The 19457-nt window shown below is 37.9% G+C and carries 12 protein-coding genes; 10 read left to right on the top strand and 2 right to left on the bottom strand.

Features of this window, described 5'->3' with window-relative positions; genetic code table 11:
* The 6 genes from KCV09_RS16425 to KCV09_RS00855 all read left to right on the top strand — a co-directional run bounded on the left by KCV09_RS16425 (nucleotide 1) and on the right by KCV09_RS00855 (nucleotide 11376).
* A complete protein-coding gene (locus KCV09_RS16425; protein WP_212515390.1) occupies nucleotides 1-3261 on the top strand; it encodes a non-ribosomal peptide synthetase in 3261 nt (1086 codons plus the stop codon).
* 15 nt (nucleotides 3262-3276) lie between these two features.
* On the top strand, nucleotides 3277-6516 hold the full coding sequence (locus KCV09_RS00835) for a condensation domain-containing protein (RefSeq protein WP_212515391.1): 3240 nt from the start codon (nucleotides 3277-3279) through the stop codon (nucleotides 6514-6516).
* Between the two features lie 11 nt (nucleotides 6517-6527).
* Complete coding sequence (locus KCV09_RS00840) at nucleotides 6528-8147, top strand: (2,3-dihydroxybenzoyl)adenylate synthase (protein WP_151815830.1); 1620 nt, start codon at nucleotides 6528-6530, stop codon at nucleotides 8145-8147.
* Between the two features lie 11 nt (nucleotides 8148-8158).
* Nucleotides 8159-9499 (top strand): lysine N(6)-hydroxylase/L-ornithine N(5)-oxygenase family protein, encoded by a 1341-nt coding sequence (locus tag KCV09_RS00845; protein ID WP_151815831.1) that lies wholly within the window; start codon nucleotides 8159-8161, stop codon nucleotides 9497-9499.
* Nucleotides 9500-9508: 9 nt separating this feature from the next.
* The gene (locus tag KCV09_RS00850) at nucleotides 9509-10669 is read left to right on the top strand and encodes a type III PLP-dependent enzyme (RefSeq protein ID WP_119025089.1); all 1161 of its coding nucleotides are present in this window, start codon (nucleotides 9509-9511) and stop codon (nucleotides 10667-10669) included.
* A 77-nt stretch (nucleotides 10670-10746) separates the two neighbouring features.
* Nucleotides 10747-11376 carry a GNAT family N-acetyltransferase gene (locus KCV09_RS00855; protein ID WP_151816341.1) on the top strand — a complete coding sequence of 210 codons (630 nt, stop codon included), beginning with the start codon at nucleotides 10747-10749 and terminating at the stop codon, nucleotides 11374-11376.
* A gap of 216 nt (nucleotides 11377-11592) precedes the next feature.
* On the opposite strand, the gene KCV09_RS00860 is transcribed toward KCV09_RS00855, so the two are convergent.
* The gene (locus KCV09_RS00860) at nucleotides 11593-12288 is read right to left on the bottom strand and encodes a 4'-phosphopantetheinyl transferase family protein (RefSeq protein WP_228146692.1); all 696 of its coding nucleotides are present in this window, start codon (nucleotides 12286-12288) and stop codon (nucleotides 11593-11595) included.
* Between the two features lie 156 nt (nucleotides 12289-12444).
* A complete protein-coding gene (locus tag KCV09_RS00865; protein WP_151815414.1) occupies nucleotides 12445-13185 on the bottom strand; it encodes a thioesterase II family protein in 741 nt (246 codons plus the stop codon).
* A gap of 250 nt (nucleotides 13186-13435) precedes the next feature.
* On the opposite strand from KCV09_RS00865, the gene KCV09_RS00870 reads away from it, so the two are divergent.
* The 4 genes from KCV09_RS00870 to KCV09_RS00885 are packed head-to-tail and all read left to right on the top strand — an operon-like array spanning nucleotide 13436 to nucleotide 19416.
* Complete coding sequence (locus KCV09_RS00870; RefSeq protein WP_151815415.1) at nucleotides 13436-15580, top strand: TonB-dependent receptor; 2145 nt, start codon at nucleotides 13436-13438, stop codon at nucleotides 15578-15580.
* Nucleotides 15581-15615: 35 nt separating this feature from the next.
* Entirely contained in the window at nucleotides 15616-16839 is a 1224-nt protein-coding gene (locus KCV09_RS00875) for an MFS transporter (protein WP_151815416.1), read from the top strand.
* Nucleotides 16840-16890: 51 nt separating this feature from the next.
* A complete protein-coding gene (locus KCV09_RS00880; protein WP_151815417.1) occupies nucleotides 16891-18015 on the top strand; it encodes a siderophore-interacting protein in 1125 nt (374 codons plus the stop codon).
* Nucleotides 18016-18066: 51 nt separating this feature from the next.
* On the top strand, nucleotides 18067-19416 hold the full coding sequence (locus tag KCV09_RS00885; protein WP_119025083.1) for an MATE family efflux transporter: 1350 nt from the start codon (nucleotides 18067-18069) through the stop codon (nucleotides 19414-19416).
* Nucleotides 19417-19457 lie beyond the last annotated feature (41 nt).

Consider the following 19457-nt stretch of genomic DNA (forward strand, 5'->3'; position numbering starts at 1 on the left):
ATGAATCCAAAATCATTAACCCCAATGCAAAAAGCCTATCTATTAGGAAAAAGTAAAATGTTCCCGCTGAGTCAGTCTTCAATGCATGACTTTCGAGAGTTTAAAGGACAAATGGATGCTAAAACTTTGGCACAGCGTATGTCCCAACTCATTGAGTTATATCCTGCATTACGTACTGTCATTGATGAAACACAACTGGTTCAGCGGGTTGAGAGCAATATTGATGTGATGCAGCATCTGAAAATTTATGATTTCTCTCATTTTAATTTGACACAAGCGACCATTAAATTGGAAATGTTACGAGAGGAATATCGCCATTTTTCTCATGATTTGAGTACATCACCTTGGCAAATTGCATTGATTCAATTGCCAGAATCTGCTGAAACATCTTCAGTGGTACTGACCAGTTTTGACGGTTTGATTATAGATGGTTATTCAATTTCAGTCCTTTTAGATCAACTCTTTAATCTCAATAACGACTTAAGTCTTTTGTCAAATAATGCAGATCAAGATTCCGGTCAGTCAGACTGCAGTTTTTTTGAAGCTTCGGAAAAAGATCGCCAATTCTGGCATGAGAAATTGGTACAAATCGAAGAAGTCACTCAGTTACCTTGGGTGAATAGCTTAGACAGTATCTCTAAGCTGATTTATTCGCGTCGAACAGTTGTCATTGAAAAAGCACAGTTTGATGCGCTCTCTAAACTTGCTGCACAATATAAAGTCTTTCCAAATGCATTACTGACCACACTCATTTTAGAGGTGATTTCACGATGGACTGAAGAGCAGAAACTGCTGATTTCAATGCCAGTTTCTAATTCAGCTTTACATAAAAAAGTAGGAAATAGCTCTTCCTTTATTGTGCTGGATTATCAATACCATTATGAGATCAGCTTTGTTGATCAGATTAAAGCAACGCAAAAGCAAATTCTGGAGTCCATGGCCCATACCTCATATTCGGGTATTGAGCTTTCTAAATTTCTGATAAAAAACTTGCAAGAATCGATTGTATTGCCTGTGGCTTTGACGAATGGTTTGTCTTGGGTAAAACCGTCTAAGTCGTCGCTACTGCGCTATGTTGGAGGACAAACCCAAACCCCGCAATTGGCTTTAGATATTCGTCTTTCATTTTCTGAAAGTTCAGATTTAGTGATTGATCTTGATTTTATTGAACAGGCTTTAAGCCCAACCATGATTCAAAATATAGCGGATACTTTGTTAAAAAGAATCAATGATTTAAGTTATATAAAAACAGAATTAGAGCAACCGAAACGTGTCTCAAATGTCGTAATATTAGACGATGATGCTGATGTAACAGATGATTATGAACATATTGAGGTAGTGGATTATCTAGCCAACATTCAGCGTCATTTGTTTGAAGAGATTCCAGACAAAACAGCGCTCATTTATGAAGGGCAATCCATTTCTTATGCTGAACTCGGTGCCAATGTCGCTAAAGTTCGTCGTGCTTTAGATTTGGCACAAATTGGTCAGAATCAAGTCGTCGCAATCTGCTTACGCAAAAGTCCAGAACATATCTATAGCATTTTGGCTTGTGCCTTGTCGGGTATTATTTGGTTGCCTGTAGATATGGACTCTCCACAATTCAGACAGCAATACATCATATCCAACAGTCGTGCAGACTTAGCGATTTCGACTGCACCAATTGAAGGTTTACTGACTTTAAATATCGATCAAATTTTAAAAAGTTCAACACACGGATCATTATACTCAGGCAGTGCAGAATCGGTATTTGAATCTGAAATCATCTGGCAACATCGTCATGATGCATCGCCCGCGTATTATCTATATACCTCAGGCAGTACAGGCACGCCGAAATGTGTGGTACTGAATAATCGAGCCACAGCACATGTGCTGCAAGAAACTATCGAGTTTTGGCGTATCAATCAGAATGACATTCATTTGGCAGCAACACCATTCCACCATGACATGTCGATTTTTGATTTGATGGCGCCACTTTCTGTCGGCGGTACGTTGGTTGTCCCAACTTTGGAAGAAGCCAAAAGTGCAGTGGCTTGGGCGCAGTTGATTGAACGTTATCAGGTATCGATCTGGTGTACCGTACCTGCGATGGCTGACATGTTATTGACCTCTGCGGATCCAAAACAATTACAAAGCATTCGCTTGATTAACCAAGGCGGTGATTATGTCAAACCTTCCGTGATAAAAAAGTTACGTGAAATTTTACCAAATGCTCGTCTAATTTCGATTGGTGGCCCTACAGAAACTACCATTTGGAGTATCTGGCATGAAATTACTCCTGAAGATATTAATGTGATTCCTTATGGTAAGGAAATGAAGCATAACCGTTATTACATTTTGAATCCTTGGGGTGAATTCTGCCCACCAGGAGTAGTAGGACAGCTTTATATGTCAGGCATTAATCTTGCCAATGGATATTTGCTCGATGGCAAGATCACTCAGAAGGATTTTGTGCTTCTTACTCTACCCAATGGTGAAGTGCATCGTGTCTTTCGTATGAGTGATAAAGGTTATCTACGTGAAGATGGCAATATTATTTTTGCCGGTCGTGATGAAGGTTATTTAAAAGTTCGTGGAGTGCGAATTGCTGCATCAGAAGTGGAAAATGCCATATTGAAACATCCACGGATCAGCGATTGCGTGGTCACCGTTTGTTCCAATCCTATCTATGAAGGCAATGAATTGGTGGCAATTTATACGATTCGAGATACACATCAACATGATGCTGGTTTAAATGCGATACGACCATCTGAACTACGTCAGTTCTTACAAGATTATGTGCCGAATTCACATATTCCATCTCGTTGGCTGCCTTTAGCGCAATTTCCAATTACCCGTAATAGCAAAATCGACCGCAAAACCTTAAAGCAAACTGCGCAAGATTTTCTTTATCAAAGCTATGCAAAAGCTTCATCGAAACAAACTGTCATGCCATCAGACTCATCATTAAATCAGCAACAGGGAGATACTCAAAAGTCCAGTCACCATGCGATAGGTGTAAGCTTGGCTGAGGGTCAAACTTCGATTGCCCAAGATGTTATCAAACATTTGCAAAGTTCGTTAAACACATCAAATGATTTATCAGATGTATTGCTCGACACTGAAATTTTGGCTCTCGGTCTGACGTCAGCGTATTTAAGTCGTTTAGCCAAACATTTTTCTCAAGAATTCAATACCTCGATTCAATTTTCTGATTTAGCCAAGTGTAAAACGATTGGCGAGATCGTACATAACATCGAATCGCAGCTATATCAGAAATAAATGAGGAAATAGAACATGAGCCATCAGCACAGCATTATGAGTGATGAGTTGTTTAACATATTTGCAAGTAAGTTGCAGGATATTGGACTTTCGGATCAGTCCGAGTCATCTATGATATCTGCATTAAACCCGAGCACGATTATTAAACAAATATCTTTAGAAACCCAAGCACATCAGCACATTTCTTTTGCAGAAGAACGTGCGTGGATGATGCATCAGCAAGACCCTTTGGCATCTTCAGGGCCATTTATTTTAGCGTTTCTTCTCACAGGTAAGATTGATATTGCACGTTTAACTCGGGCAATTGAAAAACTTTATGTTGGACAATCGAATCTAAATTTACGCTATGACTTGAACGAAGAAGGAGTATTGAGCAAATATCATGCTGAACAGGCAGATGTGAATGTGAAAATTCATGTTGTTCAGTCGGAAACAGAGGCGGTTCAATATCTCTTGTCATGGTTACAGCACCCCATTGATTTGGCAAAAGCTCCTGCAATTCAATTTAGTATTTTGCCAACAAATCATGATACGTTGATTTTAGGTATTTTAGGTCATCACATCTTATTTGATGACCTCGCTTGGCAACCGATTTTTAGACAACTTAGTTACTATTATGAACATGCTGATCAAGATGTTGATACTGGTTCGTATGTCCCCAAGAGCAAGCCACAGCATCAAGTGAAAGATATCAATACGGCATTGCAATACTGGAAAACTATTTTTTCTACAGGCTTGGTGCCAGTGCGTTGGCCAAAATTTTGTTTAGCACCACAACTTGAAAATTCAATCATCGAATATGGCAAGAACAGTATTTATCAGTATGTGCAAAAAGCGGTACGTTGTTATAGCTATATAAATATTGGAAAAATTCAAAATCTTAGCCAGCAGGCTCAAGCATCTATTTTCCATACGGTTGTGGCGATATTTGGCTGTTATTTGAATCGCCTATTGGGTCAAAATTCGGTGGATCTTTTTGTTCCGATTGTGGAGCAATACGATGTAATTAGCTTAAGCCACATTCAAACGAGTTCGAATATTTTGCCGATCCGTGTCACACATGATGATCAATCAGAACAATCCCAAACACCGTTGAATGAAATTCATAACATCATCAAAAATGTGCGTGATCAGATTCTGCAAGGAATATCGAATAATGTCTCGATTGAGCAGATTTTGTCGGCAACCAAAACCAAGCGTAACGCGATTCCAAATGTGCTGATTACTCAGTTCGTCGAATCGAGCCAATACCTCAAATTAGAGGGTGTGAAGGCTAAAACGATAGCCATTCCACCGATTCATTCAGATTATGATCTAACTTTAGCATTTCAGGTAAAAGGTGAAGAGATACACTTTGAACTAACCACTGGGGAGAAATTATCTAAAAATATCAGTGCATTACTATTGGAACAATGGCTTGAGTTTATCAATACTGATATTGCAACATGGGCAGATGGTAATTCTATTTTTGCATCAGCCACGCAGCCAAATCTAGATCGATTGGGCAAGCAAGATCTTGATCAAACCATTGAGCCCAATGTACAGACCTTACCTCACATCCATGACAAGACCGAATCTGCTCAAAATATTTATTTATCAGTCACACAATTGATTTTAGAAGAATTTAAAAGTGTGTTGATGAATCCGAATTTACAAGTAGATGACAACTTCTTTGATTTTGGCGGGCATTCTATTCTAGCTACTCGTGTGATTGGTAAAATGCAAAGCCAGCATGCTGTGCGAATTAAAATTGCCGATTTCTTTAATGCGCCAACCGCACGCGAATTGGCACAACATGCAGAGCTATTAAATACACATATTGAAGAACAGCAATCCTTCGATGAAAACCGTGAAATTGTTGCCCCTCTGACGTTATTACAAAAAGCCTTTATGAGCTTTTCGGATCAGGGACGTGATGCCATGTATAACATTCCATTTGCATTCCGTTTTTCTGAAGCAGTGGATGAGCAGGCATTTTATGCGGCATTTTTGGATATTCTAAAACGTCACCATGCCTTGCGCAGTATTTTTTTGCAGGCGGATCAGGGTGAGATTTTCCAAACGGTTATTCCCGTGACACAGTTGCGTGAATATCCTTGGTTTTGGGGATCTGAACATCAAGCTGAACAAAGTGCACAAGAGATTTTGCGTGCAGAAGCCAATCATTCCTTTAATTTGATGCAAGAGTTTCCAATTCGTGTTCGTTTTATGAAAGATGGACAGGGACAGCATATTTTATCGATGTTGTTGTATCACATTGCTATGGATGAATGGTCTTCGGACATCTTAATGCGTGAGTTGATTCAAGCCTATCGCAGTCGTATAGCGGGTCAGACTCCTATCTGGGAAAAGGTACCACGTCAGTTTCATGAATATGCGATGGCCCAAGAGGATTCTACCTTGCAAGCACATATTCAGTATTGGGTTGATACAATTGGGAAAATCAAGAAACAACCACCTTTATTACCTGCTTATGCCACAGATACAGAGCAACATAATCAGCGTGATAAAGAAGATGTTGCGGGTGCAGCGATAGAGTTTGGATTTACGGCTTCACAAGTTGAGCAATTGAATGGATTGGCGCGAGAGTATCGATCTTCTCTCTTTTATGTAGTCTATGCCGCAATCGTATTAGCAACCCATTATTTAGGTGCTGGAAAAAAGATATTAACAGGGACTTCCGTAGCTTGTCGTCAAGATCCACTGTATCAGGACACCATGGGTTATTTCACTAATGTAGTGATGCATTACACCCTATTGAATGAAACTTTAACGATTAAAGACTTAGTACAGCAGGTTCAAAACAATATCTTCAAAGCACAAGAACATGCTGATATTCCATTTGCGATTGTCGAAGACCATATTCGTGCTGAAGGTGAGAAATGGACTGAAAGTCCATACGAAGTGTATGTACAACTTCATGCCCCAAATGCTTTAACGGGGGCATTTCAGCTCGATTCCGAGCATGACATTCGGTTTAAGCTGATTGAACCTGAACGCGATACCGCCAAATTTGGTTTGCATTTTGAAGTCTACGAAGAACCAAGCTCTGAGCATGAACGCTTACGTGTTGTCATTAACTACCGCATCAATCGCTATAACCAAACACAAATTCAACTAATTCGACAGATTGCCGAGCAGGTTTTAACCCATTTCATCGACATCAATACACATTCAGATGAATCGAAGCCTGTTGATGTTAGAGATATACGTCGTCAATTGAGCAGTATTCAATTTCCAGCAATGGCGATTTAAAGGATTTAGTTATGTTTATAGAACAAGATATTCAACAAGGTTTTGTGCCTTTTCCAGAGTCGAGAGTCAAGCAATACCGAGAAGATGGATGCTGGAAATCGCAGACACATTTTCAACTACTGGTAAGTTTAAAAGATCGTTTTCCAGAGCGTGTAGCTGCGATTCAGGACCATAAACAACTTACCTATCAGCAGATGTATGACTATGCCATTCATTATGGAAGTTATTTAAAACAGCAAGGTATTCGGGAAACAGATTTTGTCTTATTGCAATCTCCTAATGTGATTGAAGTTTTTATTATCATTTTTGGTTTATATGCAATAGGGGCTAGACCGGTATTTTGTCTGCATGGCCATGGTTCATATGAAATTGAAAATATTGCAAGACAAAGTCGTGCAGCAGGTTTTATCAAACTCTGTGCATCTGCCCATGAAGCTACAGCAACAGAAGTCTGTGAAGAATTTTCTACACCCAATTTTAAATTGTGGTTTCGAGAAAATATTGTGAGTCAATCAAGCATTAAAGCTTCATTACCACAGTTACAAAGTATTGAACCTGACTTCAACCTGCAAGCACTGAGTGAATCTGAAGATATTGCTTTTTTACAACTTTCAGGTGGAACCACAGGTTTACCCAAACTGATTCCACGCACTCATGCTGACTACATTTATTCAATTGAAAAAAGTATAGAAGTAACAGGGCTGACTCAGGACACTAAACAACTTGTTGTGCTACCTGTGATGCACAATTTCTGTATGAGCTCACCTGGATTTCTTGGTGTATTTTTTGTGGGCGGCACAGTGGTATTGAGTCAATTGACGCAGCCACGTGTTTGTTTTGAACTGATTCAAAAATACCAGATTCAGCAAGTCTCTTTAGTGCCTGCGATCGCGACGCTTTGGCTAAATGCTGAAAGTCTCAAAGATTACGATTTATCCAGTCTACAAGTGATACAAGTCGGTGGAGCCAAACTGCTACCATCACTTGCCGAGCAGATTATTGATACATTGCAAGTCAAATTACAACAAGTTTATGGTATGGCTGAAGGTCTGGTAAATTTCACGCATTTGGATGATCCAGATCAAATCATTATCCAAACTCAAGGTAAAAAGCTGTCACATCTGGATGAAATCCGCATTGCTGATCAGGATGGTAACGCATTACCGGTCAATGCTATAGGAAATATTCAAACCCGTGGTCCCTATACCATTAATGGTTATTACAACTTACCTGACATTAATCGCCGTGCTTTCACGGAAGATGGTTTCTATAAAACTGGTGATATTGGCTACTTAGATGAAAATCTGAATATTATCGTCACGGGACGTGAAAAAGAACAGATCAATCGTTCCGGTGAAAAAATTACGCCAAGTGAAGTTGAAGAATTTATTTTGCAGTATCCATCGGTAAAAGACGTTTGTGTAATTGGCGTCAGCGACAAATATTTAGGTGAAAGGATTAAAGCCATCATTATTCCGAAACTTAAAAACGATGATATCAACTTAAAAGACATTCGTAAGTTTTTAATCGGTAAAAATATTGCTCAATTCAAAATTCCAGACGAGATAGAAGTGGTACCTGATTTTAAATATACCCACGTAGGTAAAGTCAACCGACAAAAACTAGGATGAAGGAGTATAAGATGAGTGCACAACACATTTACGATATCGTGGGTATTGGGGTAGGGCCATTTAATTTGGGTTTAGCTTGTTTGACCCAACCCCTGAATGAACTCAGCACGATTTTCTTTGATGGTAAAAATGAGTTTGACTGGCATTCGGGTATTATGCCTGAAGGCAGTACCTTGCAAATTCCATTCATTGCTGATTTGGTCAGTTTTGCTGATCCAAAAAGTCCCTATACATTTTTAAATTACTTAAAACTTCACAATAAGTTATATCAGTTCTTTATACGTGAAAGCTTTTTTATTTTGCGTGCCGAATACAACTTATATTGTAAATGGGTGGCTGAACAACTGGAGAATGTGCACTTTAAAAGCTTTGTTGAGCGGATTGATTACGACGAGACGTGTAAGCTTTATACCTTACGTGTAAAACAATCTGAAGGTGATATCACGGTCGTGACTAGAAACTTAGTGCTTGGCACAGGCACGACTCCAATCATACCAAAATTCTGTCAGGGGTACCCTGAACAAGTTCATTCTAGTGCGGACTATTCAAGCCATAAAAAAGACTATTTGAATAAAAAATCCATCACTATTGTTGGAGGCGGACAAAGTGGTGCGGAAATTTATTATGACTTACTGTCTGAAATTGATCAGTATCAATATCAACTTAACTGGCTGACTAAAGCACCTCATTTCTTTTCCATGGATTTAGGCAAATTAACGCTGGAATTTACTTCGCCAGATTACACCTCGCATTTTTATTCACTGGATGAGGATAAACGAGATCAGGTCATTGCTTCACAAAATGTTTTGTATAAAGGTATTGAACTGAGTTTTGTTAATCGGATTTACGATCTGCTTTATCAAAAATCATTACATCGTCCGTTGCCAACTCGCATGATGCCAAATTGTGCTTTAGACAATCTTGAAAAAAATGGCAATCACTTAAATCTGACTTTTAATAATTCAGACATTAACAAGCGTTTCAAGTTGGAAAGTGACGTGCTGATTCTGGCACTTGGTTACGAATACAAAATCCCAGAGTGTCTAACGCCAATTCGCTCTCACATTAATTGGGATAGCAAAGGACGTATTGAATTAAATTGGAACTATAGCATCAACGATCAAAATACGATTTTTGCCCAAAACATCGGCATTTATTCACATGGTTTCACTGTTCCGGACTTAGGCATGGGCTGTTATCGAAATGCCATCATCATCAATACCATTTTAGGCCGTGAAGTTTACCCTATAGAAAAGCGGATCGCTTATCAAGAATTTGCACCTTTAGCGGAAGAAATGGTGCCCCCTGTGAAAACGATGCTTAAGTCAAACAATACAGAGCTGTCTTTTTAGGATTTTAATATGAATCTCCCACACTATTTTAAAAGTAATATTCAAGATCATTTAGATGATCTAGTGAAAACTAAAGCTACGCCATTTTTAGTTTTAGATCTCAGCGTGATTGAAAAGCAATATTTAGAACTAAAACAAGGCTTTCCCAATGCAGATATTTATTATGCCTTAAAGGCTAATCCAGCCAACGAAGTAATTGAGCGTTTAAATCAGTTGGGTTCAAGTTTTGATTTGGCATCAGTCAATGAACTAAAAAAAGTGCAGGCCTTTGGTGTAGATCCATCACGCTTGGCTTATGGCAATACCATAAAAAAACGGGCAGATATTCAGTATTTCTACAAACAGGGTGTTCGGCTTTATGTCACTGATTCGGATGTTGATTTAAACAATATTGCGCAATATGCACCGGGTTCAAAAGTGTTTTTCAGACTATCGATTGATGGTTCGGATACAGCTGATTGGCCGCTTTCACGCAAGTTTGGCTGCAATGCAGAATGTGTGATCCGATTAGCAGTCAAAGCCAAAGCACTGGGATTAATTCCTTATGGTATTTCCTTTCATGTCGGCTCACAGCAACGCAAAATCGACTTGTGGGACAGCGCTTTAGAAGAGACCAAAACTATTTTTGACATATTGGCACATGAGCATCAGATTCACTTAAAAATGCTGAATTTGGGTGGTGGTTTACCTGCACAATATGTGCAGGAAACCGAAGCTTTTATTAGTTATTCCAAGCAAATTAATGCTGCACTTGAGATATTTAAACCTTATCAGCTTGAACAGATTATTTTGGAACCTGGGCGCTCTTTGGTCGGAAATGCAGGCATTTTAGTCTCTGAAATCGTATTGATTTCACAACGCCCACAGTCTGGAACTAAGCGTTGGGTTTATACGGATGTCGGCGTATTTAATGGTTTAATTGAAACATTGGGTGAGGCCATTCAATACCCGATCACGTGTAAAAAGACAGGGCATAGTGACGACATTATTTTGGCAGGCCCAACATGTGACAGTATGGATATTATGTATCAGAACAAGAAATACGAGTTGCCACTATCTTTGGAAATAGGTGATCACCTGTACTGGCTGTCGACAGGGGCATACACCACCAGTTACAGCTCAATCGAGTTTAATGGCTTTCCACCCCTGCAATATTATGCCTTGAATTGATCTTTTTTCGGATGCTTTTTAATTAAAGCATCCACTTTGATTTTAAATTCTACTTTCGTTTTTAGAGGATGTTCGTGATGAAGACAATATCAAAATCATTACCCGGTTTTTTTGAATATGCCGAATATCAGATATCCTACGCATTACGTGATGTGTTGTTACCACAGGATTTGTCCTTATTGGTCAAATGGATGCATCAGCCACATATTATACCGCAATGGCAACTGAATAAATCTGAACTAGAACTGGCGGTTTATTTTGAACGAATGCTCTGTGATGATCATCAGCATTTATATATCGTCCAAATTGACGGTCAAGATGTCGGTTATTTGGAAATATATGAAGCAAAACGAGATCGTTTGGCATTGTATTATGACGCCAAAGCCGACGACTTAGGTTGGCATGTATTACTCAGTGAAGATGCGGTGGGTAAGGGGCACTTTCGAGCGGTGATGCGTATGCTGAGCTTTTTGATTTTTGAACATTCCAATGCAGAAAAAGTGGTGGGTGAACCTGATCAGACTATGTCTGTATATGACAGGATAAGACAAGACATTGCTTTGGAACCTCAGGGACTGATTCATCTTCAGGAAAAAACGGCAATGCTTTATCATTGTTTTAGAGAAAAGTTTTATCAACAATGTGGTCATTACTATGAAAAGTTTAAGCTGAAAAAACAGGCTAAGGATTTCATTTACTTTGCCTGATTTGAAGCAAGATGAATGCTTTAAATAGAATATGTTAAGCTTAATTCTTAGTTTGATCCCCTCCTTTTAAAAGGAGGGGATGCTGTCATAATTAATGGCATACTATAAATAAAAAATGATGACATGGTATAAGCAATCACAGCTAAAATAGTGAGTGTAATCAGTATGTCGAGGAATTTTTTTAAATATAATGAACCCTTCTTTTCAGAATTTATTTTAACTCGGATCTAAACTACAAAAGGTCATAATTTCATTTTCTAATTCTAGATATTTCACATTAATTGTTCTAATTGGGATCATTTTAGGTGAGGTTTGAGGCAGATAAAAACTTAGTGTACATGTTTGAGTGTTGAAGCCAATACAATGCATAGCATCAAAAGGTATGAACTGTTGATATTTGTTATAGAATGCCTTGATTAGACTTTCTTTAGCAGAAAATAAAATTAAGTAAAGTGCTGGTGTTTGCTCTAGAAATGGACTTAAAAGTTTGGTTTCTTGAGAACTCATCAAGCTATTTAACATGTTTGGATTTTCTTTAAATAGGTCAGCATTTTGTTTGATCTCAACATCAATGCCTGAAATATTTTTACAATTTTGGTTGTCGTGATGAATGCTATCATCGGAGTTAATATTGGGATTATGTATTGCAGCTGTCGCAATTGCAATTCCATGGGTACAATCCAGCATACTATGGCTAATGCTTCCAGTGATATATTTTGGCCATAACGGTTCACCATGCAGACCTTTTTTGATATTAAAGAATGCATAGTTGCCCAATGACGCCAAGGCAAATTTGGCAGCTAAGCGACCGATAAAAAACTCACACTTACGTTTTAAACTCGCTCTTGCAACGTCAAATGGTATGAAAATATTAAATTTAAAATAATAATGCTTAAGAGTATATTCATTCATTTTCAGCAGTCGAACTTGATGAATTGATTGATCATAGATATTTAATACAGAGTATTGCAAATGATCATCACAAAAAAGCCACCGAGCATGCTGTTGTAATGATGTCGATGGCTTCCTTTGAGGTAATATTGTGGATTGGTTCGAATGAATCATAATTTATGCTGACATACTTTTGATGACCCGATACGTGTTGTTCTGAATAATATTGAGCGTATCTTGCAATATATTTGTGTCTAAAAAATAAAAATGATCGCCGTGAACTTGATAAGCGCCTAACCATTGTTCACTAAAATCTTGCCAACTTTGCATAATTTCATGATTTTTAATGTAAGGATCATCCTTACCATAAATACTCATGAGTGGAACTGTTGATTTTAGAATCGGTTTTTTCATCATATTGTCGCTCAGGATGAAGTCATTTTTAATGATGCGCAAAAAGAATTCTAAAGCACTCGGATTGTTTAAAATCTCATATGGGAAGTTGTTGTAAAGTTTCAGTTCTTGAATGATCTGTTCATCTGACATAGCACTATAATGATGAATCAAACTTTGATAGTGTGGTGAAGGTCGGGCACTGACAATTTTTAGAATTAAGTTATGATCAGGATTGATAAGTTTAAGTTTTTCTTCAATTTCCCAAATCAATGAGCCACCCACACTATGTCCGAAAAGAACACAGGGTGTATTACCATAATCTAAAATTTCTAAACTAAATTGATATGCTAAAAAGTCAGGATCATGGCTGAGAGGTTGCTGAATTTTTCGTCCATGACCAGGATATTCCAGTGCAATGACTTTAATATTCTCAGCACTTATTTTATCCCAAGTACTAAAAATTGATGCACTACTTCCTGCGGAAGGAACACAAAATAAATTAATTTTTGAATTATTAAACATAAGAGTGACTGATAAATTTTGGGCCTAAAATACACAGTTGCGAATGCAAATGAGAATCAATTTAGTATACTATTTAACTGTAGGGTGTCAAACTTAATCTTATCTATGAAACTTGAAATTCATAAAAAATATAATTAATTCAATTAGATTCCTTATTTTATAAAATTATTTCTAATCATTTTTTTTGTTGAGAATGATTCTTGGTATTATGCGCAACATAATTTAAACATTACCTTTTATAGGATAAGAAATGAATACCAGTATCCATTTCAGAAAAGCAACTTTATCGATTAGCATTACATTTTTGTTAAGTCATAATGTAATAGCAGGGGAAAATACTCAGTCAGCTCAACAGCTTCCTACGATTACTGTTAAAGCAGAGGCGACTGATAATACGACTTTGTCGAATGGTCAAGTGACAAAAAAAAGTCAAGTCGGCATATTAGGTAATAAGGACGCACTTGATACGCCATTTAGTATTACGAGTTATACCGCTAAATATATTGAAGATCATCAAGCTAAAACCGTTGCTGAAGCATTACAAAGTGATCCTTCTGTAAGAAATGCGTTTTCTGCCAATGGGTTGGGTGAGTATTTTAATATTCGTGGATTATATACACAAAGCCATGAATTGGCATGGGATGGCGCTTTTGGTTTAGTGCCACATAATCGCGTACCAACCGAATTTTTAGAGCGTGTGGAAGTGTTTCGTGGTACCAGTGGCTTATTGTTTGGTATGTCACTTGGTGGTGCAGTGGGTGGGGTGATTAACGTTGTACCCAAACGTGCTACTGATGAACCAATTACCCGATTTACAACCACCTACTCATCAGATTCAAATATCGGTGAGCATGTCGATATCGGACGTCGTTTTGGTGAAAATAATCAATTTGGTGTGCGTGTTAATGCTTTAAAATCGCATGGAGATACTGCACTAGATAGTCAGACAGAAGATCGTCGTTTAGGATCTATTGCCTTGGATTTTAAGGGAACAGACTTACGTGCTTCATTAGATGTTTATAATATTAAAGAAAAATTATCTGGAGCAATGCCACTACTCACGTCATTTGCTTCATCGACAATTCCTAAAGCACCTGATGCCACAATTAATACGATGCCAGGCGCATATGGCTATACAAAAACGACTGCGGCAATTGGTCAGGTAGAGTATGACTTGTCGGATGATTGGACTGCTTATTTAAAAGGCGGCACTAAACAGCAAAAAGCTGGTGGCTATATGGCCAATAATGCACTCGGTCGAAATGCTCAAGCGAATGGTGATTACATTGCTGTTTCACGCAATACTGCCAACAAAACAGATGTTAATTCGGTAGAAACAGGGATTCGTGGCCATTTAAAAACAGGTGAAATTGATCACGATGTTGTCCTCAGCGCGAATGTAATCGATCAAGACGTCTATATGGGCCTAGCTACTGGTGGGAGTTGGGCATCCAATATTTATTCACCAGCAGCAGTTGGAGTTCTAGCTGCAGAGCCTTCTGTTCTTAAAACCTCAGATATTACCTTAAGCAGTGTTGCGCTTGCGGATACGCTTTCATATGCCGATGACAAATATCAATTGATACTTGGTTTACGCCATCAACAAGTGAAGTCTCAGAGCTACAGTATAACGACAGGAAATGCTATAGCAGGTTCAGATTATAATAAAAGTGCGGTAACGCCAGCACTCGGTTTTGTGGTTAAACCTTGGAATAATTCAATTTCATTATATGGAAACTACGTAGAAGGTTTATCGCCAGGTGAGACGGTGAGTGTAACCACGGCAGCCAATTATGGTGAAACATTGGCTCCTTATAAATCTAAACAATATGAATTAGGTACCAAGTGGGAAAATGGGAGTTTTAGAAATACGTTGAGTATTTATCAGATTACAAAACCATTACTCATGGGAGATACATCTGGCACTTATAGCATGAGTGGCGAACAACGTAATCGTGGGATTGAATGGACAACAGCCGGCCAAATACTCAGTAATCTACGAATGCTTGGTGGCGTTGTTTATATGGATGCCGAACAGACCAAAACAACCAATGGTATTTATGATGGTAAAGATGTTTATGGGATCCCACACTGGCAATCGAATTTGGGCTTTGAATGGGATGTAAACCAAATTGAAGGCCTTACTTTGACGGCCAATACGATTTACACAGGTACAGAGTATGTCGATTCAGCTAATACACAAAAATTACCAAGCTGGTTCCGTTTAGATGCAGGTGGTCGCTACTCAACGTCAATTGCCAACCATAAAGTGACCTTTAGAGGTGGGGTAGATAATATCTTTGATAAACATTATTGGGCAGGCGTCTGGAACGGTATGTTTGTCTCTATTGGTACACCAAGAACATATAAGTTATCTATGCAGTTCGATTTTTAATTCTATTTAAATATTCATGCATTGGAAGGCCTATTATGTCTCGTCATTCTAAACCTTGGTTGTTATTGATCAGTACCTATACCACACAATATATCGGTATTGCATTTATGATGTCTGCTACCTTTGCTATTTTGAGGCAACACGGTATTGCACTCGATAAATTAGCATTATTGAACATGATTGCGCTTCCAATGCTGGGTAAAATTTTATATGCACCATTTGTTGATAGTGTTAGATTATTCACTCAAGGGCAGTATCGAAGTTGGCTTTTGTTTGCACAATTGTGTATGACGGGGCTACTACTAGCGTGTGGCTATTTAGAAATACAGAAACAATTTCCAATCATGCTGGTTCTCTTTATTGTTTATAGCTTCTTTATGAGCATCCAAGATGTTGCTATAGATGGTTTAGCCACAAAGATTTTTGAACCCTCTGAACGACAATTTGCAAATAGTATTCAATATGCCAGTAACTTATTGGGCAATATTATTGGTGGTGGCTTACTGCTTATTTTATATCCATGGTTACAATGGAAAGGTGCTTTTATTATATTGGCACTTTTAACTGTTATTACTTGGATTCAGCTCCTGTTTTATCGAGAACCTGATAATAAGTTTTTTAATCCGCATAATAATGTGTCATCTCAATTCAAAAGTTTGGCTCAGCAACTTAAAGTATTTATCACAAAATACAAGTCTTGGTTTTTGTTGTTATTCATTTATCCAATTGGGTTTACTGCTGTATTTGGCATCCTAAATCCATTATTAGTCGATGCAAAGTGGTCACTGGTTGATATTGGTTTTGCCACAAAAGTTTTTGGTTCGATTATCGGTATCTTATCGGCATTCCTTGCCACGATTTTAATCAATCGATTACAACGAAAAAAAGCACTGATTACGCTGACGGTCATGCAAGGTTTGACCTTACTGTTATTTGTTCCTTTGACCTTAGGATATACCTCAAAACTTATAGTGTACTTGGCGATTTTTGGTTATTTCATTGCCAATCCAGGACTAATTGCCACGATTTCGACACTCATTATGGATCGTGCTGCCAACATGCCAGCAAAAGCAACGTTCTTTAGTTTACAACTTAGCCTAGTGGTTTTTATGGGTTTTGTTTATTCAGCACTTGGTTTAACGCTGGCCCAATATATTGGGTATACCGCTGTAGTAATTTTAACCTTTGTGGCTGCTTTAGGTGTTGCAGTATTGGCATGGAAAATATTGCCATCTGATGCTGAATATCCAGCACATTAGTTCTCAAGATTCATCTCATTATATATTTTTATTTAGGAATTAGGCGGTATCATGACACATTTGACCACGATTAAAGATCAAGATCGTAAGCTTGATATTATGGATCATGTGAATCAAGACCATCGTAAAGAGCTGCTAATCATTGCTCAAAACTATGGTAAAAACAATGATATTCATGATGCTGTAATTTCCGATATTTATGAAGAAGGTATTTTGTTACAGACTCAAGTTCCATCTGTATCCATGAAACAAGATTTGTTTATTCATTTTGAATTAAAAGGCGATTTAGAAGAGCAGATTTTATATTTGGCTTATAATTCATTTGCCAAACAAAAAATTGAGTTCAGTCATAATGCCAAACAGTTTTTTGAAGTAGTGGACAAGTCACAAGTCAGTCCAAATATCACACGTCTTACCATTAAAAGTCAAAGACCATTGCCAAATTATTATGCAGGTTATGCTTATGGTTTTATTTTAAAAATATTAGAAAAAGCTCCTTTAGTTCAACCGAATAACTCCAATAAAAGCGGAACATTAAAAAATTTACTCGATCGGGGTTTCTTATGGTTAATGAAGTATTTATCGACACAAAAGCGTCAAAAACTCATTGAAAGTATGAATAAAGATGTTCGTCTTTATACTTTAAGAAAAGCCTTTGCTGACAGTTCAAATCATGAGGATTTACATTTTGGCTATATCGACATCTTTACACATGGTTCGAGTCCTGGAAGTCAATGGGTACAACAACTGAGTGCAGGCGCTTTAATTTCGAGTCGCACCGAAACCGACGACAAGCACGAGCATTTACATGAGGGACAAGCCGTTCTAATTGCAGATGAAACTGCATTTCCAGCGCTTGCCGGGATTTTAGATTTTTGGAAAAACCCGATTGCACCGATTGTCATTTTACTCAGTGCTGATGCTGCAGATTTTACTTATTTTGATGATTTTTGCTTTCCCCAAAATAGCAATATTCAAAAAATTACTGGATCTGTACATGAGCAAGGTAGTCAAACCGTGGAGCTGTTAAAAAAATTTACCCAGTTAGATCAGGTTTGGGGTGCTTTAGAAAATAATGCCGCAAAACAGATTCGACATTATTTCCGTAATGAACGCAAACTTTCAGGAAAAAATAATCACATTAAAGGGTATTGGCGATTAGATCAAAAACACTAATCGGGTATGAAATCACGACAGATTTTTCTAAAATTTTAAGACTTAAATGCGATGAATATTTTAAAAGACATCTCCCTACCTGTATTAAAACTGGCTCTGCCCTTAATTTTGATCCAGATTTGTCAAGCTTCTTTGGGTGTGATCAATACCATGGTGGCAGGCCGTTATTATTATATTGATCTGGCTGGCATTGGTTTGGGCAGTAATATTTGGACGCCTGTATTTATATTATTTACAGGGATTTTATATGTGCTTGTTCCCAAAATTTCCGCCATGCAACAAGGAGCTAAACACGAGATTACCGTACTGATACAACAAGGTAAAAAAGTAGCATTATTACTGTCAATTTTTGGTTTTGTGTTGATTCAACTGTTGGCATTTTTATGTCCTTGGTTAATTGAAAATCCACAAGTGGCAAGCATTGCTCAGCAATATTTACATTTTGTGGCTTTTGGTGTGCCTGGATTGGTATATATGACCTTATTTAGATTCATCAGTGAAGGTCATAGCTTGCTTAAACCCATTATGCTGACTTACCTCTTTCTACTGATCTGCGATGCTTCTCTTTGTTATGTCTTGGTCAATGGTATTGGTTTTATTCCCGAAATGGGTGGAGCAGGCACAGGGCTTGCTACTGCCATCAGTGCTTATATTGCTTGTTTTTGTATGTATAAATTAGTGGCAAGAGCAGTTCCTGAACTGAAAACAAAACATATCGAAGTCAATATTCAACAAAGTTTGGAATTGCTCAAGCAAGGTTTACCTATTGGTATCACCTTGGTCCTACAAATTCTAGCTTTGGCAACACTGGCATTTTTTGCATCACAGCTTGGGGCAAAGGCGATTGCAGCACACCAGATTGTAATTAATATTGCCATGCTGATTATCATGATTCCAATTGGGATTAGTAGCGCAACGACCATTCGTGTGGCATATTTTTCGACAACCCATAATGATCAGTCCAAGATTGCTACCAGTGGTGCTGTAGTGGTCATTACTCTGATTTATGGCGTATTGATTGCTGGACTTTTAATGACTTTTGCAATCCCATTAACAGGTTTATTTAGTAAAGATTCTGAAGTATTAAATATTGCCACTGGCTTAATGTCTTTTGTGGCAGTTTTCCTAGTTTTTGATGCGATCCAAACAGTTGCATCTGGTGTACTACGTGGTTTGCAACAGTTTATGCAACCACTTTTTGTAATTCTGTTTTGTTATTGGGTGGTGATTATTCCATTGAGTTATTTGATGGGCGTGCGTGGTTGGCTTCAGGAGAGTGCGAATGTAAATATAATCTGGCTGGTGCTGACCTGTGGAATCAGTTTGGCAGCAATATTATTGGTGATTCAAAGTTATCATTATTTAAAGAAAAATGAATTACCAGTTGGTGAGAGCATTTAACCTGATTGAGTCTAAAAAATAAAATGGATCGTGATCGGTTT

It is taken from the genome of Acinetobacter soli (assembly GCF_018139125.1).
Classification (GTDB): Bacteria; Pseudomonadota; Gammaproteobacteria; order Pseudomonadales; family Moraxellaceae; genus Acinetobacter; species Acinetobacter soli.